The following is a 25,413-nucleotide window of genomic DNA, read 5'->3' on the forward strand; positions in this document are numbered from 1 at the left end:
GACGACAATCACGACAAGTCAGGTAAAAGAATGCCTCATTTCACTCCGGCTTATGTTCAAGCGTTTCGCGCAGGCTCCCTGCAGAGAAAAGCGGCGGCTCTCAAGGAACGACTTCGAGCTTGTGATTTGTGTCCGCGTCGTTGCGGTGTCGATCGGGTGTCCGGCCAATTGGGCTTTTGCCGTACCGATGCCCGTCTCAAAGTGGCTGCCGTAAGTGTGCATCCTTGGGAGGAACCTCCCATTGCCGGCATCAAAGGGTCCGGCACCATCTTTTTTTCCGGCTGCACGCTGCATTGTCTTTTTTGCCAAAATTATCCCATCAGTCAAATGGGTGTCGGTCGCGTGATGGAGCCTGAAATCTTGGCCGAAAAAATGCTTCGGCTTCAAGAAAGAGGGGTTCATAACATCAATCTTGTGACCCCGACCCATCAGGTGCCTCAGTTTCTGGAAGCTTTGATCATTGCCGTAGAAAAGGGCTTGCGGCTTCCTTTGGTTTACAATTCCAGCGGTTACGAAAGGGTTTTCCTTATCCGTGAACTGGAGGGCATCGTGGATATTTATTTGCCGGATATCAAGTTTGCTTCCAGGACTGTGGCGGCATGGTGTTGCGGTCGTGGTGACTATGTGGTGCAGAACCGAAGAGCCCTTTTGGCCATGTGGCGGCAGGTGGGGCCCTTGCAGTGTGATGATGAAGGAGTGGCGAGGCGAGGGCTTTTGGTTCGGCATTTGGTGTTGCCTGAAGATCTTTCGGGAACAGCTCAGTGTTTGGCCTTTTTGAGGCGAGCCTTGGGAAAGAATGTTTGGGTGAGCCTCATGGACCAGTATTTTCCAGCCCATAAGGCTCTTCAACAACCTCCCTTGGATCGAAAACCCACGGCCGAAGAAATGGACGCCGCCTTGAAGGCCGCCTGGAAACTGGGTTTACGTTTCGGCTTTACGCAGGAAACTTGTCCCTGCGGCGGGTAAAGGGCTCCAACACTGCATCCAGCGCCATCGCCTCGTTTTGCCCCATGCTTAGGGGCTAGTCTTGGGAATTTAGAGTGAGCCGTTCCGGGCCGAGACTTAGGGGCATGGCGCCGCCTGGCTCCTCCTGGGAATTGCCCTTCGATAGATGGGCCTTTGTCGTTCTCGGCTAGCTTCCAGACCTGTCGTCTATGCCAAACGCTCGGCCATGTTGGACGCCAACAGGACGCATTGTTCCAGATCTTGTGCCGTTCCCGCCCCTTTGACCTCCACGACGGGAGGTACCACTTCCAGAGACAACCTCTGGGCGAAAGCTTCCAGGGCTTTTCTGGCCCCGCCTGCCCAGGCGTAACTGGCGATGAACCCCACGAGACGATCCTTTAGAAGCTTGTTTTCCAAGAAAGCCAAGAGGGATTCCATGGGAGGAAACAGGCCCGTATTGTAGGTTGGGCAAGCCAGGATCAATCCCTTGCTGGTCCAGATGTCTGCCACCACATAAGAAGCGTGAGTGCGAGCGATATCGTGCACCGTAGGGGTGACACCGCGTTCGGTCAAAGCCAGGGCCGCCGCTTGCGCAAGTCGGTAAGTGTTGCCGTACATGGACCCATAGGCCACCACCACGGCCGGGTCGCATTCCTGAGCGCTCCAGCGGGCGTAAAGGCTAACAGGTAGGGAAGGGTTACGGCGCCACACGGTGCCGTGTGTGGGTGCCACCACGGTCAGAGGCAAGGCTTCCAGCTTGTCGATGGCCTTGAGCACCATCTGGCCGTATCGGGCGACGATGTTGGTGAAATAGCGAAGCATTTCCCCTTTCATGAGCTCCAGGTCCACTTCGTCGTCAAAAAGGCCTTGATCCACGGTGCCGAAACCACCGAAGGCGTCCCCGGAAAAAAGCACACCCGTGGTCGTGTCAAAGGTCATCATGGTTTCAGGCCAATGCACCATGGGGGTTAAATGGAACTGGAGCTTGTGGGTTCCCAAGTCCAAAATGTCTCCGTTGCCCACCTGAAGGCAGGTGTTTGCGGATCCGTAAAAGGCTTGAAGCATGTCCAGGGTTTTCTTGTTTCCCACAACAGTCATCTGGGGAAAAACGGATCGAAGAATATCGATGGCTCCGGTATGATCCGGTTCCATGTGGTTGATGACCAGGTAGTCCAGAGTCCTTCCCGAAGGCAAAAGGTCGCGAATCTTGTGCAGGTGTTCGGCCAGAAAATGGCCTTTGACCGCATCGATCAAGGCGATCTTTTCATCCACGATGAGGTAAGCGTTGTAGGAAACCCCGTAAGGAAGCGGCCACAGGGCTTCGAAGAGATCGGTTTCGCGGTCGTTGACCCCGACCCAATAAATGTCGCGAGCTACGGTGGATGATCCAATCATGGGGAGCTCCTTTCCGTTCAGGTGCAGGTCTCATGGCGGCTTCACGTCCTCATAACACATGGACCATGGGGAAGAAAGCACCGATACGGCGTTTGCACGCACAAAAAACGGAGTGTGTGAGCCAGTCTGGGAAATCAAAAGGAGCCATTTCAGGCAATTGCGGTTCAAAAAAGGGGCCTGGAGTATGTCTGTGAACCGGCGACACCATGGTTTTTCCTGCCCAGAATAGGGGCGCCGCCGTGCCCTTACGCTCCGGCCCGAAAGAGCTCACTCAAATTTTCTTAACAAACTCGAGAAGCCCGTCCGAAAACTGGCAATAGCAAGCTTTCTCGCCGTTTCAAGGTAGGGGCGAGGCGCCGCCTCGCCCACACGTCTTGGCCTGGCTCCTTTTAACTTCTCGGAGAAGTTCCTGGGGCCAACCTTCAGATCAAGCCCACCCTGGGACAAGCCGTGGGGGGCGATGCGGCATGAAACGGTCCCTCGGCGGAGCGCCTGCTCCGGAAGCGACCGGCAACACGGCGAATGTTGGGCATGGAACTTGCTTTCAGGAACAACAAGGTTTAAGTTTTGAAAGCGATATGCCGATCTCAAGGTTGAAGCGGGACATGCACGCTCGCCTAACGAATGTTGGAAAGGACCTTATCATGCGCCCCGTCATCTGGATCACCACGGCAACCCTTATCCTCTGCATTGGTTTGAGTGCCGGTCACGCCGTGCAAACGGCAACGGATCTTTTCGAGAAAGCTCGCAAGGATTCCATCATGTACCGTCGAGTGGCTTTATACACCGAAGCTTTGGCCTTGGATTCCGGCTTGGTGGAAGCCCTCCGGGAACGCGGTACCATTTACTACTATCAGGGAAAGTTTGACGAAGCGGACGCCGACCTCACCGCCTACTTGGAAAAAGGAGGACGCGATGTTCGCGGATTGCTTTTTCGGGCTCTTGTGTCCATCAAGCGACAGCAGTGGGAAAAGGCTCTGGCCGATTTGAATCAAGCCGTTGCGTGGGAGGCCGATCGAAGCGATGTGCTCAGCCTTAGAGCGGAAGTGTTCTACGAATTGGGGCGCTTTGCGGAGGCGGAGCAGGATGTGAAGGCGGTGCTCGCTCTTCATGACGATCCCGCGGCCATGGCCCGCGTTCTTGCAGTCCGTGGGAACATTTATGCCGACCGCGGTCATGTGCTGTCGGCGCGGGAAGCTTTCCGACAAGCGTCCACCTTGGATCCGACCTTGGGGGTGCTTCGCACCTGGGGGGATATCCTGAGTCCGGAACAGGTAAGCCGTATCGGGCTTTTGGGGCTGATTGTGCTGCCGGCCTTTCTTATCTTTCGAATCGCACTTCCCAAGCCCAAGCGCAAAGACCCGCCCCGCTGACGATCCTTTTTGAAAAAGCGAACCGCGGGAAGCCATGAAGGCATGGCTTTCCCCGCGGCTTACGTTTTCAGGGTTTAGAAGGGCATGGACTCCGGCCGGCGGATGATGGGGTTGCCGCCGGCATCAAGGATGGTGATCTGGATTGCCGAATCGCCGTCCAGGCGATGAGTGGCGCAGGAAATTCAGGGGTCGTATGCGCGCACAGCCATTTCCACACGATTCAGTAGTCCCTGATCCACGACACCTTTGTGAATGAGCGATTTAGCCGCCTGCTTGACACTCAGATTCATGGGGGCGATGTTGTGCGTGGTGCCGACGATAAGGTTCGCTCGAGTGATTCTGCCGTTTTCATCGGTGGAATAATCGTGGATCAGTGTTCCGCGGGGAGCCTCCACACTGCCCACACCGCGGCCGGCTCGAGGTTCCACTTCGGCCCGCACATGCGGATCACAGATGCTCTCGTCTTCCAGCAACTCAATGGCATGCTCGCAGGCGTAAACTTCCTCGATGAGTCGAGCCCAGTGGTAAAGCAGCGTGGCTTGGGCGGGACGACCGAATTTTTCTCGAAATTCTTCCAATTCCGCTTGGGCGCGTGGCGTGGTGATCCGATCCGCCACATTGATGCGAGCCAGCGTATTGGCTCGATAGATGCCTCGAGGATTGGTCTCGTCCAATGAAAATCCTTCGCCCCATATTTTGGCGTAGGGCATTTTGGCGTAAGAGTAAGGTTCCACATGTTCGCCAAGATAATTGGCGTAGTCTTGAACATCAAAGTCCACGAAATCGCCTTCAGGCTTCATGAGCCGGATACGGCCGTCGTAGAGATTCAAAGCGCCATTTTCATCCACGGTTCCGATGAACCCTGTGCGAATGACTCCCAAGGACTGAATGGTTTCCAGATAAGGTGGAAAGACCTTGGTTTTGGCAAAATCCAGGGTGAACAAAGCAAAGTCTAAAAGTTCCCGCATTTCCGAAAGAATTTCCTGGCGATCCTTTTCCTGCATGGGCTTGGAAAAGCCCCCGACCACTCCAGCGATGGGATGAATGGCCTTGCCGGCAAACTTTTCCAGAATCATTTTGGCTCGATGCCGCATGCGGACCACTTTCTGTGCCAGTTCCGGATGGGCTTTGGCGATACCGATGACGTTTCGCACCGAATAATCGGCATCGGGACCGATCACGAAGTCCGCCGCCGCCAGAAAGAAAAAGTGCAGGAGCTTATCTTCCGCATGGGCGACGGTCTGCATGAGTTCCCGCAGCTTTTGGGCTGCCGGGGGCGGTGTGACACCAAAGCATCGGTCCACCGCCTTGTTGGATGCTAAATGATGCATCCAGGGGCAGATGCCGCAGATGCGGCTCACAATTCGAGGAACTTCCTCTGCAGGTTTACCTTCGATGAACTTTTCAAAGCCGCGCAAGGACATGATATTGACACGGGCGTTTTGCACTTCTCCCGCATCATCCAACTGAATCTGTATGGAAGCATGCCCCTCGATGCGCGTGATGGGCTGAATATGAATTTCACGACTCATGACCTAGCTCTCCTTTCGTTGCCGTGAAGGCCTCAGCAGGCGGTGCGCTCCGGCAAAGCGCAAAAGAGAAGTGAATTCCGGAAGTGATTTCACATCGATGCCGTTGGATGCCAGAGCATTGAGCATTTCCAGCATAGGATTTCCATCATGGCGCACAGGCCCGTAACAGCCTCGACACGGCACTCGAGCCGCCAGACACCGCGGAGTCTTGGCGTCTCCACCACAGCCGGCTCGTGTCACGGGTCCCATACACAAGAAACCCTGTTCCAGCAGGCAACGCATTTTGTCCAAAGGTTCGTCGGGGCTGCGGTAATGAGGGTTATGAAGAAAGCGTCGAAGCTTGCTGAGCTTTCCTTTGCCTTCGCGCACCGTCGGGCACGTGTCACAGACGCTTTTTGTGGGAAGTTCCGGAGTTGCTCCTTGCAAAAGAGCCGTCAGGGCCTCATAGAACTGGTCCGGGTGTGGGGGGCATCCCGGAAGGTACACATCTACCGGAATATGTTCATCCAGAGCGTAGCAGGCATCCAGGAGCGGTGGTACAGGGGCTTCAAAGGTTCGAGGATTGTCGTCGGTGGTTTCGGTAGTAAAGCATCTTTCCACTATTTCCGAGACGAGAAAACTGTTGGCCAGAGCCGGAATGCCTCCGTGTGTGGCGCAGGTACCCAGAGCGATGATGATCTGACACCGAGATCGCATGTGCAGAGCGATTTCTTTATGTTCTTCGTTACGGATACCCCCGCTGATGATCCCCACCTGGGCTTCAGGGATGTCCACATGCTTTTTTTCTCCCGTCTGTCCGAAATACTTGTGGTCCAACAGCACGGGAATGTGAACGAATTCCACAAGATTGAGCACGTCCAGGAGCCGTTCTCCCAGATCTACCAGGGCGATTTCACACCCTGAACAAGAGTTAAGCCATTCGCTGGCGACAGTCACAGGCATGAATAGTCCTCCTTGAAGGTCAAGATCCGGAATCTTACTGAGAGATTCCTGAGCGCGTGCCCAATTCCCGGCGATGCTCTTTGGCCTGAGTACGCTTTTCCAACGAAGCCCGCATCACCGCCTCCAGAACCTTTTCGGGCAAGGCCGAATCGTGGCGCCGATCCATTTCTTCCACAGTTCGACTTCTCGCGTCCAGCTCGGCCGCTCTCCCTTTGGGCGTTCGCGCTAGATACGATGTCCACCCTTCTGGAGCCCCCAGACCTCCAAAGGAAATGTCCGCCAATTCAGCGCTGTAGTCTTCACAGTACCGACATGCATGGCGTTTGAGGCGGTCCAGGACATGCAAATCCAAGCGGCGTATGGAACCGTCCTTCAAGTGGACTCGAAAAGTATCCTTCACATTGATTTTAATGACTTCGTCCCAGGAAAACTGGCCAGCCTGAGCCAGTTCTTCTCGATGGGGTTCATCGAAAAGGAAATTGCCGGAACAATAAAGCCCCAGACAAATGGCGACCGATTCCGAAGGCATGACCCCTAGAGTTTCCATGCGCCTAAAAGCCTGAATCTGACAAGGGGTACCCACGAGCGCCACTCGGCGAAGCCCTTTGCTCATAAGGGGTCTTAAAGCTTCCATGCTGGATCTGGCCATGTAGGCGTCGCCCAGACCAACGATTCCGTGGCTGGTGTCAAAGAAAAATCCGGCACTTTCCAGAATTTCCTGCGGTGTTGTGGCCAGAAAAGGCTTTCGTTGAAAACGCCCGACCGATCGGGTGACGATGGCTCCGTCGATATGGCCTGTGTGGAACAAGTGCAGCAAAAGAGCCGTTACCAAGCCGCCATCCGTGGCATGCCTTCTCACTTCCGGATCCATAGCCCGTGCGACGCCGGCGCTGAGCACTCGGCCCATGGGAGCACTCCAGCTCAAACGGTGGCGCGTTTCCTGGTCCAGTTCCACAATTTCCGGACAGACAGCATGGCACAGGCCGCATTCAATACACTTGTCCGCGTCCTTGTAGCGAGGACGGCCGTCTTGGCCGATTTCCAAGGCCCCGTAATTGACCGATGTGCAGACGGAGACGCAGCCACCGCAGCGATGACACAATCCCGGCTCTATGACTTCCTGAAGCAAATGAAAAAAAGTCTTCATGCTTGTTCCTCCCCTCAGGCCGACCGGGCAGAGAGGGCTTCGCGCCCTTTGAGTGGGTTGGGACCAAGAACTCGAATCTTTTCCGTAAACTGCGTGACCAGCTGCGCAAAGCGCGGGGCTTCGGCCGATGAGACCCATTCGATGGCGAAACGTTCGGGGTCGATTCCGAGGTTTTCCAAAGCGATGCGAACCGCGTGGCTTCGGGCCAAGGCTTTGTGATTACCATCCAGGTAATGACATTCGCCCAGGTGTCAGCCCATGACAAGAACGCCGTCCGCTCCTTTGAGGAGGGCTTTGGTGATGAGTTCCGGATGGACCATGCCGGAACACATGACGCGGATGGGGCGCATGTTGGCCGGGTATTGAAGACGCGACACACCCGCCAGATCCCCTCCTGCATAAGCGCACCAATTGCACAGAAAACCAACAATGACAGGCTCAAAATCGTTCATGGCTAGACTCCTTTCGAGCTTACGGGCCCAAAGAGACGGCATGTCGACCGTCCCGTGATTTGGACGGACACATGGGGCCGCCCCTCCAGGGATTTGCTCCATGGGCAAATACCGCGGTGTACCTCGACAGAGGGTTGCTCTAGGGGCGGACACACCGGTCCGTCCCTAGAGCATGTTGATTTAGGGGCGCACACATGGTCCGCACCTCCAAGGTTTTGCCTTTGTGTCAGGCCAGCAGGGCCTCGATTTGGGCTTCCAGTTGTTCCAAGGTGAATCCGTGAACCATGACACCGCCTTTGGGGCAGGTGGCTTCACAAAGCCCGCATCCCTTGCACAACGCAGGATCCGTACGGATTCTTTTGCGTCTCGAGGATCCTTCCACAAACTCCTCCAGCACAATGGCTCGATAAGGACACACGTCCAAGCACAAAGCACAGCCGTCACATCGATCCGTCACGTAGGATTTGATGGCGTCCAGCTCCATTTCTTCCTTGCAAAGCACCACGGCAGCTCTAGAGGCGGCGGCTCGCGCCTGGGCGATGGTCTCATCCAACGGCTTGGGATAATGGCATAAGCCAGCCACAAAAAGACCATCCACGGAAAGATCCACCGGCCGCAATTTGGGATGGGCCTCGTTCAGAAAACCATCGGCATTGAGGCTGCACTTGAAAAGTTCCACCACATCCGTGTCGGTATTGGGTTCCACGGCGGTGGCCAGAACGACGTAGTCGGCTTTTATACGAAGTTTTCTCTCTAAAATGGGGTCAAGCACCTCAACCTGCAGGGCTTCCTGAGTGGCCGAAACCTGAGGTTTAGCGTCCAGGGAGTAGCGAACAAAAAGCACGCCTTGAGAACGAGCCTTTTGGTAGAGTTCCTCACGCAATCCATAGGTGCGCATGTCCCGATACAAGACGTACACATCCAGATCCGGATGCAGCGCCTTCATGCGTAAGGCGCTCTTGACCGTGTGCGTGCAGCAGATGCGGGAACAATAGGGGCGACGCGGCTCCCTGGATCCCACACACTGAATGAACACCACCGTGTGAGCCGATCGGATTTTATAAGGCTCTTGATCCAGAAGAAGGTCACACTGCAGGTGAGTCATCACACGAGGATCCTGGCCGTAGAGATACTCGTCCGGTTCAGCCGGGCGACCGCCCAAAGCGAGTACGGCAGCACCATAAAAGATCTCCTGTTCCTGGCCGTTGACTTCCACGAGGCTGCGAAAACTTCCCACGGAACCTTGCACGGTCTTGAGTCGAGCCGACTTTAAGACCTGGAGTTTTGGGTGTGTTTCCACGCGTTCGATAAGCTCTTTCAGCATGCCTCGAACAGGCTCGCCCTGGTCGTTTTCCAAAAGATACCAAGCATGGCCGCCAAGGCGCCGGTCTCTTTCCAGCAAAATCACTTCAAATCCCTGATCTGCCAGGTAAAGCGCCGCGTTCATGCCGGCAACACCGCCGCCGATGACTAAAGCCTTTTGAATGACGTTCACCTTGAGGCGGGTCACAGGCACATTCAACACAGCTTTAGCGACGGCCATACGCACCTGATCCTTAGCTTTTTCCGTAGCTTTTTCGGCTTCTTGCTGGTGAACCCAGGCGTTTTGATTCCGAATGTTGGCCATTTCCACAAGGAATGGATTGAGGCCCGCTTCCCGAAGTGTGTCCTGAAAAAGGGGTTCATGAGTGCGGGGCGTGCACGCGGCCACCACGATACGATTCAGACCCAGTTCCTTGATTTTTTGAGCGATCAAGGCTTGTGTGTCCGCAGAACAGGAGAACAGGTTGTTTTCCACATGGACCACATAAGGCAGAGTCTTGGCGTATTCTACCACCGCTTTGACATCCACCGTGTTGGCGATGTTGATACCGCAGGAACATACAAAAACCCCCACCTTGGGAGCTTCACAGTCAATGTTGTGTTCCGCCGGGTAAGTTTTGGATTGCGTGAGGCTACCGCGAGCCGCGTGAAGGGCACGAGCGACTTCCGCCGCCGCCGTAGAGGCTTGCGTGACGGCATGAGGAATGGCTTTGGGACCTTGAAACGCACCCGTGGCGTAAATGCCGGCTCGTGTGGTGGTCACGGGTTGGAATCCGGAAGTTTTCGCGAAACGATGATCCGTCAGTTCAATGCCTAAGGCTTTTGCCAGAGAAGCTGCGTCTCGAGGGGCTTCTAGGCCAATGGAGAGGACTACAAGATCAAAGAATTCCGTAACAGCTCTTCCCTGATCGTCCAAATACTGAATCCAAGCGCCTTTGTTGTCCGGACCGGATTCCAAGGTGTGTGGGCGGGCCCGCACAAAACGCACGCCGCGTGATTGAGCGTTCATGAGGTAGCGCTCGAAGTCTTTGCCGTGGGTGCGCATGTCCATGAAAAAAATGGTCTGCTGCAAATCCGACCCATGGCAATGTTCGGCAGTAACCAGAGCCTGCTTGATGGCATACATGCAACAGACGCTGGAGCAAAAGGCGTTGCTGCAGTGATGAATGTTGCGCGATCCCACACACTGAATCCACGCAATACGCCGCGGTTCCGTTTCGTCGGATGGACGCACCAGATGGCCCATGTGCGGTCCGTTGGAAGCTAAAAGGCGTTCATATTCCAAACTGGTGACCACATCGCGAATGTGACCGTAGCCGTACATGTCCAAGCGGGAGGGATCAAAACCTTCAAATCCCGGAGCCACAATGACCGCCCCCACATCCAGCGTAAAGGTTTTGGCGGTGTCTTGGAAATCGATGGCGCCAGTAGGGCAGAATTTCTCGCACGCTCGACACTTTCCTCGAGTCAGATAAAGGCAGTGGTCCGCGTCAATGGCGTATTTCAAAGGGACCGCTTGGCCATACTTGATGTAAGCGGCTTTGCGCTTACCTCGGCCCATGTTGAAAGGATCGTCCACTTTCTTCGGACACTTTTCGGCACACAGCCCGCAGGCAATGCATTTGTCCATGTCTACATACCGGGGCTTTTGATGCACGGTGACACGAAAATGCCCGAGAGATCCGGATACGTCGACGATTTCGGAAAGGGTAAGGAGTTCCACATTCAGATGGCGGCCGACCTCGACCAGCTTCGGGGCCAGGATTCACATGGCGCAGTCATTGGTGGGAAAGGTCTTGTCCAATTGGGCCATCACACCCCCGATGCCCGATGATTTTTCCACCAAAATCACCTTAAAGCCGGAATCGGCCAAATCCAGCGTGGCTTGAATGCCGGCGATACCGCCTCCCACCACCATGACGGATCCCATGGGCTGTGCCTGCATGCGTCGTCCTCCCTGTTTGCCTCAATTTTTACAGATCTCGGAAAAAGTTCACGGCCCTTGTTCCATGAACCGATACGGGTCAAAAGTTCGTCATGAAAAGGCGAAAACGCCCCTACGAAGCTTGTCCGAGAGCGGGTTTTTCTCAGGGAGCGCGGGCGCTCCGTTCGCATCTTCAGCGAGCCGAAGATCCCGACGCCCAGGAAAACGATCGGCCTTGCTCATCGTCGGACAACTTTTCCCGGAACACGAGAACGCACAAGAAGATGCACAGAAAACCGAAGGAGAGGAAAAACTCGCGCCCGAACCTGTCCTGCACGCATCCTTAGGAAGACGAGCTTGGACTTTCCAGTAAGGATGCGTGAGGCACCCTACAGCAGATGTGTGGATTGTGCAAGCACAATTTGCACAAAATGCACAATTTAGTCCAAGGCCTGGACCCACTGCACCCGTAAGGGATCGCGTTCCGGAAGGCGCCGATAGGTCACGTCGGGAAAGCCGGCCATAAGGCAGCCCGTGATGCGGTGATCTTCGGGAAGCTTCAAGCTTTTAGCCAATTCCGAAGATTCCATGGCAAAAGCCTGCACGTATCCGGCCCAGCAGGTGCCCAGGCCCAGACTGGTGGCGTACAGTTCCACATATTCCAAAGCCAGATAGGTGGTGATACGAGCGGCTTTGAGACTTTGAGGAGCTGAGGCGACGATGAGGTGTGGTGCCTTTCGAAGAATGGGATCATGGCCTTGGTCTAGGGCGCGAAGGATGCCTTTCATGTGCCATTGGGCGGCGAGAGGCGATCTTTGGTCCACCAAGCGCCGCATCCAGGCTGCCACAAGAAGACGCACGGTGTTCATGGCGTCGGAAGAGGTGAGCACGCTGAAGGAGAGTCCTTGGGAATTGTGGCCGGAGGGGGCGTAGCGTGCCGCTTGCAGAAGCTTTTCCAAAAGAGGCTGTGGGACGGGCTCCGGGCGGTAGCAGCGAATGGAGCGTCGAGAGCGCAGGAAAAGCAGAGCCGTTTCCGGGTCCAGAACGGGAAAGCGAGGCAGTTCTTTTTGGTCTTTAAGGGAAGCTTTGGCATGATCTAGAGCCTCCTTAGGGCATACCGCCACGCAATGGCCGCAGGCGATGCACAGGGAAGCCATGCTGCGGTGCATGACAGGGCCTAAGGTTGGCTCCAAAGCCAGAATGCCTACAGGGCATACACGAACACATAGTCCGTCCCGCTGACATTTTTCCAAGTCCACGCGAATCCAAGCCATCATGTCCTCCATGAAACAAGGGAACCGTTGTTTGGCCATAAACCCAGGTTTTGGAAGCCTTCCACAGGCATCTGTAAGCCATGACAAAGACTAAGGGATTCGTTGACCCAAGGCAATGCGTTCCGGTAAGGTCCGCAGGCCGTACAGGACATCCTGAGGGCCGGTAACGGCTGGAAACGCCGTGGTCCCGCCCGCACAAAGACCGAGCCTTAAGGCCGTGCTCCCGAGGAAAAGCTCGGTAAGACGCATACAGTGCGCCAAGACAACAGGAGGGTGCCTGAATGGGCCAACAAACATCTTCGGGTCCGGTTCTATTTTCGGCTGACCTTGTCAGTCGGCCGAATAAAGGGTAAATTTTTGCACAAACAAATCTAATGAAGGAGCCATCCCGATGAGCCTTTCCGGTTCCTCTGTGAGTGAAAAGGAAGTCAAGGATTGGATCGCCCAAAGCGTCGAGCAAGTCTTTCGAGAGAAAGTCGATGAAATTCTGGCTCAAAGGGTTGCTGCTTTTGTCAAAGAAAACGAACAACGCGCCCGAGAACTTTCCCTTATGGAAAGGGTTGTGCGCGTCGAGGAAGAGCTGCGAGCCCTTAGGGAAATCCAGATCGCTCACTTCAACGCAACGGAAAAGCGCTTCGAAGCCATGGACAAACGCTTTGAAGCGATTCAGCGTGAATTGAACTCGCGCTCTGAGGCCTTGCAGCGTGAAATGAACGCCCGGTTTGAGGCCTTGCAGCGTGAGATAGTGGTTCGCTCTGAAGCGGTCGACAAGCGCTTTGAAGCCATGGATAAGCGTTTTGAAGCCATGGAGAGGCGCTTTGAAGCCATGGATAAGCGTTTTGAAGCCATGGTGAGGCGCTTTGAAGCCATAGATGAGCGTTTTGAAGTTATGGGCAAACGTTTTGAGGCCATGGATAAACGCTTTGATGCCATAGACAAACGCCTTGAAGCTATGCATATACGCTTTGAAGCTATGGACAAACGCTTTATCCAGTTACAATGGATGATCGGTATAGGTTTCACGCTTATCGTCACGCTTATGGGCACCCTGCGCATTTTCGGCTGAGCGGCATCCTCAAACCTGCGAGCTTGCCTTTTTCTGTCTGAGACTCGCTCCAGTCTCCGTTCCCAATGAGTCTTCGGCGCATGGGCTGAAACGCTTCAACGTCCGCTCTGCTGGTAAGACCCAGGGAATTGTGAGCTGCCATTTTTCCAAATCCTCGTGAATCCAACCCTTCATCTCTTCCATGGAACAAGGGAACCGTTCTTTCCCCATAGACCCAGGTTTTGGGCTCCTACCACAGGCATCTGCAAGCCATAACAAAGACTAAGGGATGCGTTGACCGATGGTAACGCCTCCTGGTAAGGTCCGCACGGCTGGACAGGGCATCCTCAAGGGCCGGTGGCGGTTGGACACGCACCGCGGTCCCGTCCTCGGACTAAGCGCACCAGAGGCCCGTGGTTTCAGGAAAAACGTGGTTTCACGCTTCTCGGTGGAAGGCGCGCCTCGCCCCTTCTTTGAAACGGCATACCATCGAACGCCCATGGGGCGTTCTTGGGCGATCTTGACGACCTTGATCCCTGTGTGGATGTGTCTTGGCGAAATTTTCGTGTTCCATGGATAAGGAGGAAGGGAGATGCTACGACTGCAAAGCGCCGTCGGCCTCATGGTTTTGACCTTCATGGCGTGGGCGCTTTCTGAAAATCGAAGGCATGTTCCATGGCGGGCGGTTGGGGGAGGTTTGGCTCTGCAGTTTGTCATCTCTTTGGTGATGCTCAACGTGCCGGCGTCGCAGCACCTGTTTTTCTTGCTACACCGTATGGTGGAAGCTCTTTCTCGAGCCACGGAAGCCGGTACCGCTTTGGTGTTCGGTTACCTTGGCGGAGCGCCTCTTCCCTTTGAACCGTCTTCTGCAGGGACGGCTTATATTCTGGCTTTTCGTGGTCTCCCGTTGGTGATCGTCATGAGTGCGCTGTCGGCGCTGTTTTTTTATTGGGGTGTGATTCCGGCGGTGGTCAAAGCGCTGGCCTGGTGTCTGCAAAGAACCACGGGGCTTGGCGGCGCGGAGGCCTTGGGGACCTGCGCCAACATTTTCGTTGGAATGGTCGAGGCGCCTGTACTGGTTCGACCCTATTTGGAAAGCATGTCCCGAAGCGGCCTCTTTACCCTGATGACAGCCGGCATGGCCACCATTGCCGGAACGGTCATGGTTCTTTACGCGAACCTGTTGGAACGGACCATTCCAGGGGTCATGGGGCACCTCCTCATTGCCTCCATCATGAGTGCTCCCGCGGCCGTGGTGGTGAGCAAGCTCATGGTTCCTCCCGACGTAGAAGAAAAAGCAACGGAACCATGGTCCGGGGAAATGCCCAGGGAGGCTCGGAGTGCCATGGATGCACTCACCCAGGGCACCGTCTCGGGCTTGGCTCTTTTTTTGAACATTGTGGCCATGTTGATTGTCTTTGTTTCCTTGGTGCATCTGGCTAACGCGGTCCTCAGTGTGTTTCCGGCCTGGGGAGGTAGTCCTTGGACCATTCAAAGAATCTTGGGTGGAGTGATGGCGCCTGTCACGTGGCTTATGGGCATGTCCTGGGATGAAGCGCTCGTGGCCGGGCGTCTTATGGGGGTCAAGACGGTCCTCAACGAGTTTCTGGCCTATTTGGATCTGGCTGCTGTGGCCGATGAGGCCTTGAGCCCTCGAGCCAGGCTTATGGTTACCTATGCTTTGTGTGGTTTCGCCAACATGGGATCTTTAGGGATTATGATTGGAGGGCTTGGGGCCATGGTCCCGGCGCGTCGTTCAGAAATCGTCGCTTTGGGCCTTCGATCCATTGTAGCCGGAACACTGGCAACCTGCATGACCGGAGCGGTCATCGGCATTTTCTACTGAAACACAAGGAAAGACGTTTTCATGGAACACATTCGAAATTTCAGCATTATTGCTCACATCGATCATGGCAAATCCACCTTGGCCGACCGGCTCATTCAGGCGGCGGGACTTGTGGAAGAGCGGGAATTTCGCGACCAGATTTTGGATACTCTAGATCTGGAAAGAGAGCGAGGCATCACCATCAAGAGCAACACGGTGACGCTTCCCTACATAGGCATGAACGGCCGGAGCTATCAATTGAACCTTATCGACACTCCCGGGCATGTGGATTTTTCCTATGAGGTTTCTAGGGCTCTGGCATCATGTGAGGGGGTGCTCCTTTTGGTGGACGCTTCGCAGGGTGTGGAAGCCCAGACCTTGGCGAACCTCTACGCAGCCATGGAACATGATCTGGTGATCGTGCCTGTTATTAACAAGATCGATCTTCCGTCGGCCGACGTGGATCGGGTTCGCGAAGAGATCGAAAACGAGCTCGGCCTTGACGCGGATCACGCCGTCTTGTGTTCCGCCAAGGAAGGGACGGGGATTCAGCAAGTCTTTGAAGCAATCGTGGAACGCATTCCGGCGCCGCACGGCGACCCATCAAAGCCCTTGGCCGCCTTGGTTTTTGATGCTCAGTATGACCCGTTTCGAGGGGCGGTGGTGGCGTGCCGAGTCTTTGACGGACGAGTTCGAACAGGGGATCGTCTCCGCTTTCTATCCAACGGTGCCGTGTACAAAGTGGAAGAAGTGGGTTTTTTTCGCCTGAAACGGGAACCTCGAGACGTGCTGGAAGCCGGGCAAGTGGGCTACATCATTGCCGGTATCAAGACGGTAAGCGATGTGCGCATTGGAGATACGGTCACCTTAGACGAAAATCCCGTCTCCAATCCTCTGCCCGGATTCCGGGAAGTCAAACCCGTCGTTTTTTCTTCCATTTATCCTGTCTCCTCCGACGACTACCCATCCCTTCAGGATGCTTTGGAAAAATACAAGCTCAACGATGCGGCTTTGGTGTACCAAAAGGATTCCTCCGCAGCTTTGGGTCAAGGCTTTCGGTGTGGTTTTCTCGGGTTGCTTCATCTGGAAATCGTTCAGGAACGATTGGAACGTGAATACGATCAATCCATCATTATGACTATTCCCAGTGTCCAGTATCGGTTTCTGCTGGATACGGGCGATGTGATGACCGTGGAAAATCCTCAGTATTACCCGGATCCCGTGCATATCAAGGCCGCAGAAGAACCCTATATTCGAGCTTCGATTCTTTGTCCGGATCGTTACATGGGCTCGGTGATAAAGCTCTGTACGGAGCGACGTGGGGAAAATCCCAGATTCAGTGTGCCCGGTCCCGGTCGTGTGGAAATCGTTTTCGATATGCCTTTGGCGGAAGTTATTTATGATTTTTATGATCGGCTGAAAACCGTCACCCAAGGATACGGATCCTTTGACTATGAATGGATCGGCTATCGGCCGAGCGATTTGGTGAAGCTGGATATTTTGGTCAACGGTGAAAAGGTGGATGCCTTATCTCTTATTGTCCATAGGGATCGTGCTCGAACCTGGGCCGTGCAGGTTTGTGAACGGCTCAAAGAAGAAATTCCAAGGCATCAGTTCAAGATTGCCATTCAAGGAGCTGTGGGAGGAAAGATTATCGCCCGTTCCACCATTTCCCCTTTTCGCAAGGATGTGACGGCCAAGTGCTACGGAGGAGACATCACACGAAAGCGAAAACTTTTGGAAAAGCAAAAGAAAGGGAAAAAACGCATGAAAATGGTGGGTTCCGTTTCCATTCCTCAGAGCGCTTTTGTGGCCGTACTGAAAACGGACAAGGAATAATGAAAGGCGAAAAGGCATGACCGAAGGCGCCGGGTTGTATGTTCATGTGCCTTTTTGTCGAGGCAAATGCCGCTATTGTGGGTTTTATTCCACGGTCCAGGAAGATTGGCTTCCCGCTTACGTGGAGGCATTGTTGCGGGAAGCGCATTTGTTTCGAGACCGCTTCACTGTTTTTGACACCCTCTATGTGGGAGGTGGTACGCCCAGTCTGATGTCCGCTCCCCTTTTCCGTCGCATGCTTCGAGGTTTACGTTCACGGTTTGTCTACGCCGAGGATTGTGAAGTGACCCTGGAAGTGAATCCCGAAGACGTGTCCTCGGATACGGCGGCTTTATGGAGGGATGAAGGGATCACTCGCATCAGTGTCGGCGTGCAGACTTTGGACGACGTCTTTTTGACGTGGCTGGGAAGACGCCACACGGCGCGCCGGGCGCGTGAGGCCTTGGAGATTCTTCGTCGATTCGACTGTTTTCATCTGAGTGTGGACATCATGTACGCCATACCGGGCCAGAGCCTGCGCCGTTGGTTGGGAACATTGAGAGAAATTTTAGCGTTTAAGCCGGAACATCTTTCCTGCTACGAGCTTACCGTAGAAAAGAGAACACCTCTGGCCGTCTCGGTGCGCCAAGGCCGGCTTCGCATGCCAAGCGAAGAGGTTCTATGCCTGTTTTTTGAAAGGACTTCCGACTTCTTGCAGAGCCATGGCTATCTTCATTACGAAATTTCCAATTATGCTCGCTGTCAAGCATGGGTTTCCCGTCATAACGGCAAGTACTGGCGGCGTGTTCCCTATCTTGGGCTGGGGCCGGGAGCCCATTCTTTCGACGGCCGAAAGCGTTGGGCCAATGTTCGATCTGTTCCTATTTACGTAACACGGCTTCACAATGGCAGCCCCTGTACGTCCTTTGAGGAGGAACTTTCCCTTGAACAGGAGCGTCTGGAACAACTTCTTCTCGGTTTTCGAACACGTGAAGGCGTTCCTATGGACGTCTTGGGTACCGAAGAAAAGGGGCTTTTGCCCGCGCAAAAAGCTCAGGCTGAAGGTTTGATGCAGATTCGAGACGGCGCTCTGGTTCCGACTCGAAAAGGTTGGCTGGTGGCCGATCAGCTTCCCCTGCTTTTTGTCTGAATCAGGAAATTCTTTTCCAAGCCCATCGAACGTTTTTCACGAAAAGCGCACCATGTCCCCCGTTTAGAGACCGGATCGCAAACGGTTTCAAGAGAGGGGGCACGAAGCACTGGAGCGCACCGACGGGTGGTCCCAAGGTCGTCAAGGCGGCGGTCTTGAGTCTCGCGGAGAGCAAGATTTCCATCGGATGAAAGCGGGGGCCGGGATATCCAGATCCGCGTGGTGCACCACGTGAAGCCGCCACAGAGAGGGCACGGCGTGGGTCTGCACATGGTGCAGGTGGATTACACCGTCGAGGATGATGACGGCGGCAACCCAGGCTATGATCGGTGGTATATCCAGATTGTGTTCAAAAGTCCCCAGCCTTTTGTGCGCCGCCAGCACGGGGGCCTGAACGGGCACCAAGGGCGGTATTTTCCGCATCAAAAGCATTTACACCATGGCCGTGGCCAGGTTTGCCACCCACCGGCACGTCCTTGGATGGCTTCGCGAGGCCTTTGCGGAAAGGCGGCCTTAAAGCCGCCATCACCCCAAGCACTCCCACAAAACAACCCGGTCGTATCAACCCTTCATGAGAAACATCCATGGTCCACGCCCGTCCCACGACTCATTTCACGAAGGATTTGACCTGCCTGAAGCGCTCTGTGGTGGGTTCACATATGCGGCCAGATAGTTTCAAGACAATGCTTAACTCCCGCACCGCCACGTCACCCCTCTTCATTTCTTGGAGCCCATGTCTTTTTCTCATTTTTAGGTAAAGGCCAGCCTTGATGGGGGCAAAACTGAAGTGTAAATCTTTTTCTCATAACAAAGGGCGGTTCCTTTATTTTTTGTCTTTTTCAGGTTTCGCACCCCATGCTTTTAAGTGCGGCTCAGGTGGTGTTTCCAGCGAAGCTTAAGTTCTTCCTTGGCGCAGTAAAGGACCGGCACTGTTTGCACGGTAATCAGAGCCAGGAGCATGCCGCCGAAGGAGGGGATGGCCATGGGGATCATGAGGTCAGAGCCTCTTCCCGAGGAGGTCAGCACAGGCAAAAGGGCCAGGATCGTTGTTGCCGAGGTCATCAGGGCCGGCCGTAGACGTCTCTTGGCTCCTTCCAGCACGGCCCGCCTTATTTGTTCCACGGTTTGGGGTTTTCGCTCCCGAAAGCTGTCGTCCAGGTAGGTGCTCACCAGTACGCCGTCATCGGTGGCAATGCCAAACAAAGCCAAAAATCCCACCCATACGGCAACGCTAAGATTGATGGGACGGATGGAAAAGAGATCTCGCATGGAAGTTCCAAAGACAGAAAAATCCAAAAACCAGGATTGCCCATAAAGCCACAGCATCAGAAAACCGCCTGACCAGGCCAAAAACACACCGGAAAAGATAATAAACGTGGTCAGCACGGAACGGAACTGCAGGTAAAGAATCAGGATAATCGAAAAGAGCGCCAGCGGCAGCACCACGGACAGCTTCTTTTGGACCCTAATCTGGTTTTCGTAATTCCCTGCAAAAGTGTAACTCACCCCTGCTGGTAGCTCCAGTTCCCCAGAGTCGATTTTCTGCCGAAGATAGGCTTGGGCCTGCTCCACCACGTCTACTTCCGCATATCCCGGCTTCTTGTCAAAAAGCACGTACCCCACAAGAAAAGTGTCCTCGCTTTTAATCTCTTGGGGACCCCGCACGTATCGAATTTCTGCCAGCTCCTCGAGCGGAATCTGGGTTCCGTCGGGAGCGGGCACCAGAATACGCGAAAGGGATTCAAGGCTGTCTCTGAGTTCCCGCATATACCGCACGCGCACAGGGTAACGCTCCCGACCTTCCACCGTGGTGGTCAAGGTCGTGCCCCCAATGGCCACTTCGATGACGTCTTGAACCTGTCGTATGGAAATACCATAACGGGCGATGGCGTTTCGATCGATATGGATTTCCAGATAAGGCTTGCCCACGATCCGATCGGCGATGACCGTCGAAGGTTCCACAGATGGCACCTCTCTAAGAAAACGTTCTATCTGCAACCCTACCTTTTCAATGCTCTCCAGGTCGGGCCCTTTAACCTTCACCCCCATAGCCGCCCGCATGCCGCTTTGAAGCATGACAATGCGGGCGGCGATGGGCTGAAGTTTAGGGGCCGATGTCGTTCCGGGTATCTGAGCTTCATCGATAATCAGTTTCCAAATGTCATCGGGTTTCTTCACCCCCGGCCAGGGATCTCGCCCCGGATTAAGTTCAGGGTCCAGGGCTGGACGCCACAGCCGAAAGGGCATCCCGTTTTCGTCGGGAATCAGTCGGCCTTGATCGTCCCGGTGGAACTTGCCGAGCACGTTGTACGGCTTGCCATCGGGAGCTGAAACTGGTCTGCCGTTTTCGTCTCGAAAGAGATCCTTTTCCGTGAAAGAATAGCGGAATCGAAGGCGGTGCCCTTCTTTATCCACAAGATATTCGGGCTTGTAGTTGATGACTGTTTCGATCATGGAAATAGGTGCGGGGTCCAAAGGGGATTCTGCCCGGCCGATCTTGCCCACCACTGACTCAATTTCCGGAATCGCGCGGATGGCCATGTCCTGCTTTTGCAGCACATCCATAGCTTCACCAATGGATGCGTGGGGCATGGTAGTAGGCATGTAGAGATAGGACCCCTCGTCCAGGGGCGGCATAAATTCCTTGCCCATTCCGGGAAAGGTTTCTGCCAGATCCTGGATGAGAGCCTTATTTCGGATGCCTTGGGGCAGCCAATTGAAGAGGGTGTCGAAACCCAGCCAGACCATGAACCCTGTTCCGGTGATCAGAAGAGGAAAGCAAAGAAAGACGGCCTTATGACGAAGACTCCAACTCAAGATCGGTTCATAAGTCCAGCGAAACAAGCCGAAAAACCCCAGAAGACCTCCTATCAGAACAGCCACGAAAGCCAAGTTGAGAAAAACACCTTTTCCCGGGCCCAAGGGAAGCCACTCTTCCGCCAAAAGCAAAGCTATCGTCAGCACGAGGATGAAGTTCATGGACCGAGACAGCCACTGGCTTACAACCGGTGGTAAAAGCGATTTTGACACATTGGAAGCACCTGTAACCACGAGGAGTAAGGCGGCCCACCAAGGAAAAAACCAGAAAGCTACCATGCCTGCCGCAATGAGAAGACCGTAGAGAACCTTCTGAAGAAGGCTGATACTGGGTTTTCCGGGAGTCTTTGCCCGAAACAGAAGGTGAGCTAAAGGTGGAAGCACAGTGAGAGCCACTATGATGGAGGCGATGAGGGCAAAGGTTTTCGTAAAAGCTAGGGGTTTGAACAGCTTTCCTTCCGCAGCTTCCAAAGTGAAAACCGGAAGAAAGCTCACCACCGTTGTGGCCACGGCCGTTAACACGGCGCTTCCCACCTCCACCGTAGCTTTATAAACCACTTCCAGACGACTGCTTCCCGGTGGCGCCTCTTCCATTCGGCGCAAAATGTTTTCACAAATCACGATTCCCATATCCACCATGGTGCCGATGGCAATGGCGATGCCGGAAAGAGCCACAATATTGGCGTCCACTCGAAAAAGCTTCATGGCGATGAAACACATAAGCACGGCCAAGGGAAGCAATCCGGAAATGAGCAAAGAACTTCGAAGATGCATGACCGTGACCAGAATGACGATCACGGTCACGAGGATTTCTTGGTATAAGGCTCGGTTGAGCGTCCCCAAGGTTTCGTAGATGAGTCCCGTGCGATCGTAGAACGGCACGATGGCGACCTGACTCACCGTCCCGTCGGGCAGGACTTTTTTGGGTAATCCAGGAGAAATTTCGGCGATTTTTTCCTTCACGTTCTTGATGGTTGCCAAAGGATTTTCTCCATAACGGACCACCACCACACCACCGACAACTTCAGCTCCTTCCTTGTCCAGAGCACCCCGGCGTACAGCCGGCCCCAGAGTTACGTGGGCCACGTCCCTAATACGAATGGGCACCCGGTTCCGTACGGTCACCACCGTTTCCTCAAGGTCCTTCAGACCGCGCAAGAAGCCCAGACCTCGAATCACGTACTCCACCTTGTTCATTTCAATGGTTTGGGCTCCCACGTCCACATTGGACGCCTGGACAGCCTGAAAGACCTCAGGCAGACTAACACGGTGGGCCCGCATGGCATCGGGATCCACGTCGATCTGGTATTCCTTGACGAAACCACCCACAGATGCCACTTCGCTTACTCCGTCGGCGGAAAGGAGTGCATAACGCACGTACCAATCCTGGATACTGCGGAGCTCGTCCAGATCCCATCCTCCCGTGGGATTCCCCTCTGAATCACGCCCTTCCAGTGTGTACCAGAAAACTTGGCCCAAAGGCGTGGCATCCGGGCCGAGAGCTGGCTGAACCCCTGGAGGTAGAAGGCCGGAAGCAAGGCTGTTAAGCTTTTCCAACACACGGGACCGAGACCAATAGAAATCTACGTTATCCTTGAAGATGATGTAGATAGTGGAAAAGCCGAACATGGAATAGCTTCGAATGGTTTTCACGCCCGGAATGCCGAGCAGAGATACGGTCAAGGGGTAGGTGATCTGATCCTCCACGTCCTGAGGCGATCTCCCCATCCACTCAGTAAAAACGATCTGTTGATTTTCCCCGATGTCCGGAATCGCGTCCACTGGGAGTGGGTCCCGAGGCAGCCACGGAAGGTTCCAGTCAAAAGGCGCCACCATGACACCCCAGACCAGCACCAGCAGGACAAAGAGGAAGACCACGATCTTCATTTCCAGGCAGAACCGAATGAGCCGGGCGAGCCAAGATCCCTCGTCCTTTCTCCTGACGTTCTCATGTTCCATGGTCATCATCTCACTTCACAGCCGACTCAGATTCAACACAGGCCCTTTCCAACTCATGGACCCTTGTCATGGATGTCCTGCCGACCTTGAACGAAACAAGCATTCCGTATAGCCTCTAATGGTATGGGCTCTATTTATGAACGGATAACACCGGGAACTTGACCATTCTAACCCCCCTTATCGAATGACTTCCAGGACTTCGCCGCACCTAAGCATTTGCGCACCGAAGTAGGGATTTCGGACCTCCTTGTCAGGCTGGAGCCAGGTGGCCCCTTGTCCTTCAAAAGCCATGGGGCATCGAATGAGATACAGCGGGTTCTCGGACCCTAAGCCGAAAGTTTTGGCCAGATTTGCCATGACAATCGACAGTGTGGCAAAGCCTTTTCGAAGATGGTCTACATCCTGGGAGGTTTCCATAAGTGCCAGAGTATTTTGAATGTTTTCCTGTGCGTGCATCCACGTCATGTGAATGTCACCCTTCATAAGCGACATATCCACACGACTCGAGGCTGCGCGGATCTTTGCCACTGTCGCAAAAGCCTCGTCGGTTTTGTCCGCAGCCAGGGCATTGTGCATCTCAAGGTATGTGCGGATTATTCCAAAAAGTTGCTTTCGAAAGGCTTCCGGTACCTTCGGCGGCTCCAAGCCCTTGACCGCGTTCGGGTGATCCAGAGCGAAATGAGTCATGAGCTGTTGCATGTGTTTTTCCAAACTTGTCAACGCATCTAGGCGTTCCCCTTCCTTTTTGGCATTCCCACCCAGAATGACGTCGTTTTTGAGCTGCATGGAAAGGTCGTTCCAGATCCTCCAAGGATGACCGCTCAAGAGGTCGCCGTCCACCTGGTCCAAAGCCGATTGGAGGTTTCTGTAGGCTCGGCGGGCCGATGCCCAGTCTTGAGCCGCCACGGCACGCCGCACCGCTTCAAAAGATTCCATAACGGGGATCAGCTGCCGGCGAAAGGTGTCCGGAACTTTCACGGGTTCCGTGGGGATTCTGGCTTCTGAGACAGTTGGGGCCGTCTGTCCATGGTGGTGCATGCCGATCCCACCGGCTTCCGGCGCCATCATGCTGGGTTTGGCGAGGAGCTGCACGGCGCTGTCGATCTTAAAGTTCCCATGAGTCACCACCATCTCGCCTTCTTTTAAACCGTGGCGGACTACGTAAAAGGCACCGGCCCTAGGTCCCAGGACCACTTCACGCCCTTCATAGGTTCCCGGCATATCCGGAACAGCCACGTAAACCACCGCCCGTTTCCCGGTGAGAAGGGGCGCGGTATCGGGAATGACCAAAGGGAGCTCATCTGCGCCCAAGGGGGCATGCAGCACAGCCCGGACGAACATGCCAGGTCGAAGACGTCCATCGGGGTTGGCGACATCCACCCGCACTTTGATTGTCCGTGTTTCCTCGTCCAGGAAGGGATCCATGAAAGACACGGTTCCGGTAAACTCCTCGCCGGGATAGGACTCCGTTTCAAAGCGCACCCGGTTCCCCACTCGAATCCAGGAAAGATCTGATTCATAGGCATCCAACTTGAGCCAAAGGGATGACAGGTCTGCGATAGTGTAGATGCGGGTTCCGGTGTTGACGTACATCCCTTCAAAGCCGTCCTTGAACACCACGGTGCCGGACATAGGGGAGAGAATGGTCACGTGATCGGAAGGGGTGCCCCGCTGCAGGATTTCATTTATCTGAGCGTCGGTGAGGCCCCATCGGCGAAGCTTTTCCTTGGAAGATTGAACGGTCTGGACGGCTGTAGAGCGAAGAGGTTCCGAGCCGCTCTTTCGCAGATCTTCCACGGCACGCACCGCGTGAAGGAATTCCGATTGAGCCGCCAGGAGTTCCGGGCTGTAGAGGTAGACCATGGGTTGTCCTTTGTCCACCATGGTCCCTGTAAAATTCACGTAGAGGCGATCAAGACGTCCGGAAATCCATGCGGTAATGTAGGCCACACGCCGTTCGTCATAGGTAAGTTTACCTACCAGACGACGTGTAACTTCCACCGGCTTTCGTTCCACGGGACTCACCTGAATTTGGGCGAGCTTTTGGGCGGTTTCGGAGAGCACCAGCCGCCTCATGGAAACCTTTTCGGTTGCGGCAGAACCTCCTTCGTCTCCAACCGGTATAAGATCCATGGCGCATATGGGGCATTTTCCTGGATTGGGAAGCCGAATCTGAGGGTGCATGGAACAGGTCCAGATTTGATCTTTCCTTTCCCCGCCGTGATCGTGCTGGGCATAAACCGTACTGACCATGGCGGGTGCCTCATAGGTTCTCTTACGTCGTCCTTGCTCAGGACCATGAGGGTCTACAAGGATGACGATCGCCACGGCCACGACCGCCAGGATTCTCCTCCCGTGTTTCTTAAATTTTACGCCAGCCATCGTTCCATCATTCGCCTTTCTTCCGCTATATCCGTCACGCCTCGAACCCCTTTTTCTCCACGCAGGGTTTTCCTAGGGATCGTCCCTTAAGGCGCTCCGATGGGGTTGTC

The 25,413-nt window shown here is 54.6% G+C and carries 16 protein-coding genes; 6 read left to right on the top strand and 10 right to left on the bottom strand.

Annotated elements, in window-relative coordinates:
* Nucleotides 1–30: 30 nt before the first annotated feature.
* The gene (locus WHS46_13390; protein MEJ5349668.1) at nucleotides 31–966 is read left to right on the top strand and encodes a radical SAM protein; all 936 of its coding nucleotides are present in this window, start codon (nucleotides 31–33) and stop codon (nucleotides 964–966) included.
* A gap of 186 nt (nucleotides 967–1,152) precedes the next feature.
* Here the strand turns inward: WHS46_13390 and WHS46_13395 are convergent, their stop codons facing one another.
* A complete protein-coding gene (locus tag WHS46_13395; protein ID MEJ5349669.1) occupies nucleotides 1,153–2,340 on the bottom strand; it encodes an FprA family A-type flavoprotein in 1,188 nt (395 codons plus the stop codon).
* A 644-nt stretch (nucleotides 2,341–2,984) separates the two neighbouring features.
* Between WHS46_13395 and WHS46_13400 the strand changes: the two genes are divergently transcribed.
* Complete coding sequence (locus WHS46_13400; protein ID MEJ5349670.1) at nucleotides 2,985–3,713, top strand: tetratricopeptide repeat protein; 729 nt, start codon at nucleotides 2,985–2,987, stop codon at nucleotides 3,711–3,713.
* 182 nt (nucleotides 3,714–3,895) lie between these two features.
* On the opposite strand, the gene WHS46_13405 is transcribed toward WHS46_13400, so the two are convergent.
* The 6 genes from WHS46_13405 to WHS46_13430 form a co-directional block, all read right to left on the bottom strand.
* Nucleotides 3,896–5,245 carry a Ni/Fe hydrogenase subunit alpha gene (locus WHS46_13405; GenBank protein ID MEJ5349671.1) on the bottom strand — a complete coding sequence of 450 codons (1,350 nt, stop codon included), beginning with the start codon at nucleotides 5,243–5,245 and terminating at the stop codon, nucleotides 3,896–3,898.
* Between the two features lie 3 nt (nucleotides 5,246–5,248).
* Nucleotides 5,249–6,187 (bottom strand): methyl viologen-reducing hydrogenase, encoded by a 939-nt coding sequence (locus WHS46_13410; protein ID MEJ5349672.1) that lies wholly within the window; start codon nucleotides 6,185–6,187, stop codon nucleotides 5,249–5,251.
* A gap of 34 nt (nucleotides 6,188–6,221) precedes the next feature.
* On the bottom strand, nucleotides 6,222–7,334 hold the full coding sequence (locus WHS46_13415) for a Coenzyme F420 hydrogenase/dehydrogenase, beta subunit C-terminal domain (GenBank protein ID MEJ5349673.1): 1,113 nt from the start codon (nucleotides 7,332–7,334) through the stop codon (nucleotides 6,222–6,224).
* Nucleotides 7,335–7,348: 14 nt separating this feature from the next.
* Nucleotides 7,349–7,786, bottom strand: coding sequence for a hydrogenase iron-sulfur subunit (locus WHS46_13420; protein ID MEJ5349674.1), 438 nt, complete (start codon nucleotides 7,784–7,786; stop codon nucleotides 7,349–7,351).
* A gap of 226 nt (nucleotides 7,787–8,012) precedes the next feature.
* Nucleotides 8,013–11,054, bottom strand: coding sequence for an FAD-dependent oxidoreductase (locus WHS46_13425; GenBank protein ID MEJ5349675.1), 3,042 nt, complete (start codon nucleotides 11,052–11,054; stop codon nucleotides 8,013–8,015).
* A 419-nt stretch (nucleotides 11,055–11,473) separates the two neighbouring features.
* Nucleotides 11,474–12,310, bottom strand: a complete 837-nt coding sequence (locus WHS46_13430; protein MEJ5349676.1) for a nitroreductase family protein — start codon at nucleotides 12,308–12,310, stop codon at nucleotides 11,474–11,476.
* Between the two features lie 388 nt (nucleotides 12,311–12,698).
* Between WHS46_13430 and WHS46_13435 the strand changes: the two genes are divergently transcribed.
* The 4 genes from WHS46_13435 to hemW all read left to right on the top strand — a co-directional run bounded on the left by WHS46_13435 (nucleotide 12,699) and on the right by hemW (nucleotide 18,145).
* The gene (locus WHS46_13435) at nucleotides 12,699–13,373 is read left to right on the top strand and encodes a hypothetical protein (protein ID MEJ5349677.1); all 675 of its coding nucleotides are present in this window, start codon (nucleotides 12,699–12,701) and stop codon (nucleotides 13,371–13,373) included.
* 571 nt (nucleotides 13,374–13,944) lie between these two features.
* On the top strand, nucleotides 13,945–15,198 hold the full coding sequence (locus tag WHS46_13440; protein MEJ5349678.1) for a nucleoside transporter C-terminal domain-containing protein: 1,254 nt from the start codon (nucleotides 13,945–13,947) through the stop codon (nucleotides 15,196–15,198).
* Between the two features lie 21 nt (nucleotides 15,199–15,219).
* Nucleotides 15,220–17,016: a translation elongation factor 4 gene (lepA, locus tag WHS46_13445; GenBank protein ID MEJ5349679.1), complete on the top strand. Its 1,797-nt coding sequence runs from the start codon at nucleotides 15,220–15,222 to the stop codon at nucleotides 17,014–17,016.
* Nucleotides 17,017–17,032: 16 nt separating this feature from the next.
* Nucleotides 17,033–18,145: a radical SAM family heme chaperone HemW gene (hemW, locus tag WHS46_13450; GenBank protein MEJ5349680.1), complete on the top strand. Its 1,113-nt coding sequence runs from the start codon at nucleotides 17,033–17,035 to the stop codon at nucleotides 18,143–18,145.
* A 141-nt stretch (nucleotides 18,146–18,286) separates the two neighbouring features.
* Here the strand turns inward: hemW and WHS46_13455 are convergent, their stop codons facing one another.
* The 3 genes from WHS46_13455 to WHS46_13465 all read right to left on the bottom strand — a co-directional run bounded on the left by WHS46_13455 (nucleotide 18,287) and on the right by WHS46_13465 (nucleotide 25,303).
* Entirely contained in the window at nucleotides 18,287–18,568 is a 282-nt protein-coding gene (locus tag WHS46_13455) for a hypothetical protein (protein ID MEJ5349681.1), read from the bottom strand.
* 438 nt (nucleotides 18,569–19,006) lie between these two features.
* Nucleotides 19,007–22,921 (bottom strand): efflux RND transporter permease subunit, encoded by a 3,915-nt coding sequence (locus WHS46_13460; GenBank protein ID MEJ5349682.1) that lies wholly within the window; start codon nucleotides 22,919–22,921, stop codon nucleotides 19,007–19,009.
* A 177-nt stretch (nucleotides 22,922–23,098) separates the two neighbouring features.
* On the bottom strand, nucleotides 23,099–25,303 hold the full coding sequence (locus WHS46_13465; GenBank protein ID MEJ5349683.1) for an efflux RND transporter periplasmic adaptor subunit: 2,205 nt from the start codon (nucleotides 25,301–25,303) through the stop codon (nucleotides 23,099–23,101).
* Between the last annotated feature and the right edge of the window lie 110 nt (nucleotides 25,304–25,413).

It is taken from the genome of Desulfosoma sp., from assembly GCA_037481875.1.
Taxonomy (GTDB): Bacteria; Desulfobacterota; Syntrophobacteria; order Syntrophobacterales; family DSM-9756; genus Desulfosoma.

Excerpts from the sequence above, each read along its gene's own strand:
- WHS46_13390 (MEJ5349668.1), top strand. The coding sequence starts at position 31 with ATGCCTCATTTCACTCCGGCTTATGTTCAAGCGTTTCGCGCAGGCTCC.
- WHS46_13395 (MEJ5349669.1), bottom strand. The coding sequence starts at position 2,340 with ATGATTGGATCATCCACCGTAGCTCGCGACATTTATTGGGTCGGGGTC.
- WHS46_13400 (MEJ5349670.1), top strand. The coding sequence starts at position 2,985 with ATGCGCCCCGTCATCTGGATCACCACGGCAACCCTTATCCTCTGCATT.
- WHS46_13405 (MEJ5349671.1), bottom strand. The coding sequence starts at position 5,245 with ATGAGTCGTGAAATTCATATTCAGCCCATCACGCGCATCGAGGGGCAT.
- WHS46_13410 (MEJ5349672.1), bottom strand. The coding sequence starts at position 6,187 with ATGCCTGTGACTGTCGCCAGCGAATGGCTTAACTCTTGTTCAGGGTGT.
- WHS46_13415 (MEJ5349673.1), bottom strand. The coding sequence starts at position 7,334 with ATGAAGACTTTTTTTCATTTGCTTCAGGAAGTCATAGAGCCGGGATTG.
- WHS46_13430 (MEJ5349676.1), bottom strand. The coding sequence starts at position 12,310 with ATGATGGCTTGGATTCGCGTGGACTTGGAAAAATGTCAGCGGGACGGA.
- WHS46_13435 (MEJ5349677.1), top strand. The coding sequence starts at position 12,699 with ATGAGCCTTTCCGGTTCCTCTGTGAGTGAAAAGGAAGTCAAGGATTGG.
- WHS46_13440 (MEJ5349678.1), top strand. The coding sequence starts at position 13,945 with ATGCTACGACTGCAAAGCGCCGTCGGCCTCATGGTTTTGACCTTCATG.
- lepA (MEJ5349679.1), top strand. The coding sequence starts at position 15,220 with ATGGAACACATTCGAAATTTCAGCATTATTGCTCACATCGATCATGGC.
- hemW (MEJ5349680.1), top strand. The coding sequence starts at position 17,033 with ATGACCGAAGGCGCCGGGTTGTATGTTCATGTGCCTTTTTGTCGAGGC.
- WHS46_13455 (MEJ5349681.1), bottom strand. The coding sequence starts at position 18,568 with ATGCGGAAAATACCGCCCTTGGTGCCCGTTCAGGCCCCCGTGCTGGCG.
- WHS46_13460 (MEJ5349682.1), bottom strand. The coding sequence starts at position 22,921 with ATGGAACATGAGAACGTCAGGAGAAAGGACGAGGGATCTTGGCTCGCC.
- WHS46_13465 (MEJ5349683.1), bottom strand. The coding sequence starts at position 25,303 with ATGGCTGGCGTAAAATTTAAGAAACACGGGAGGAGAATCCTGGCGGTC.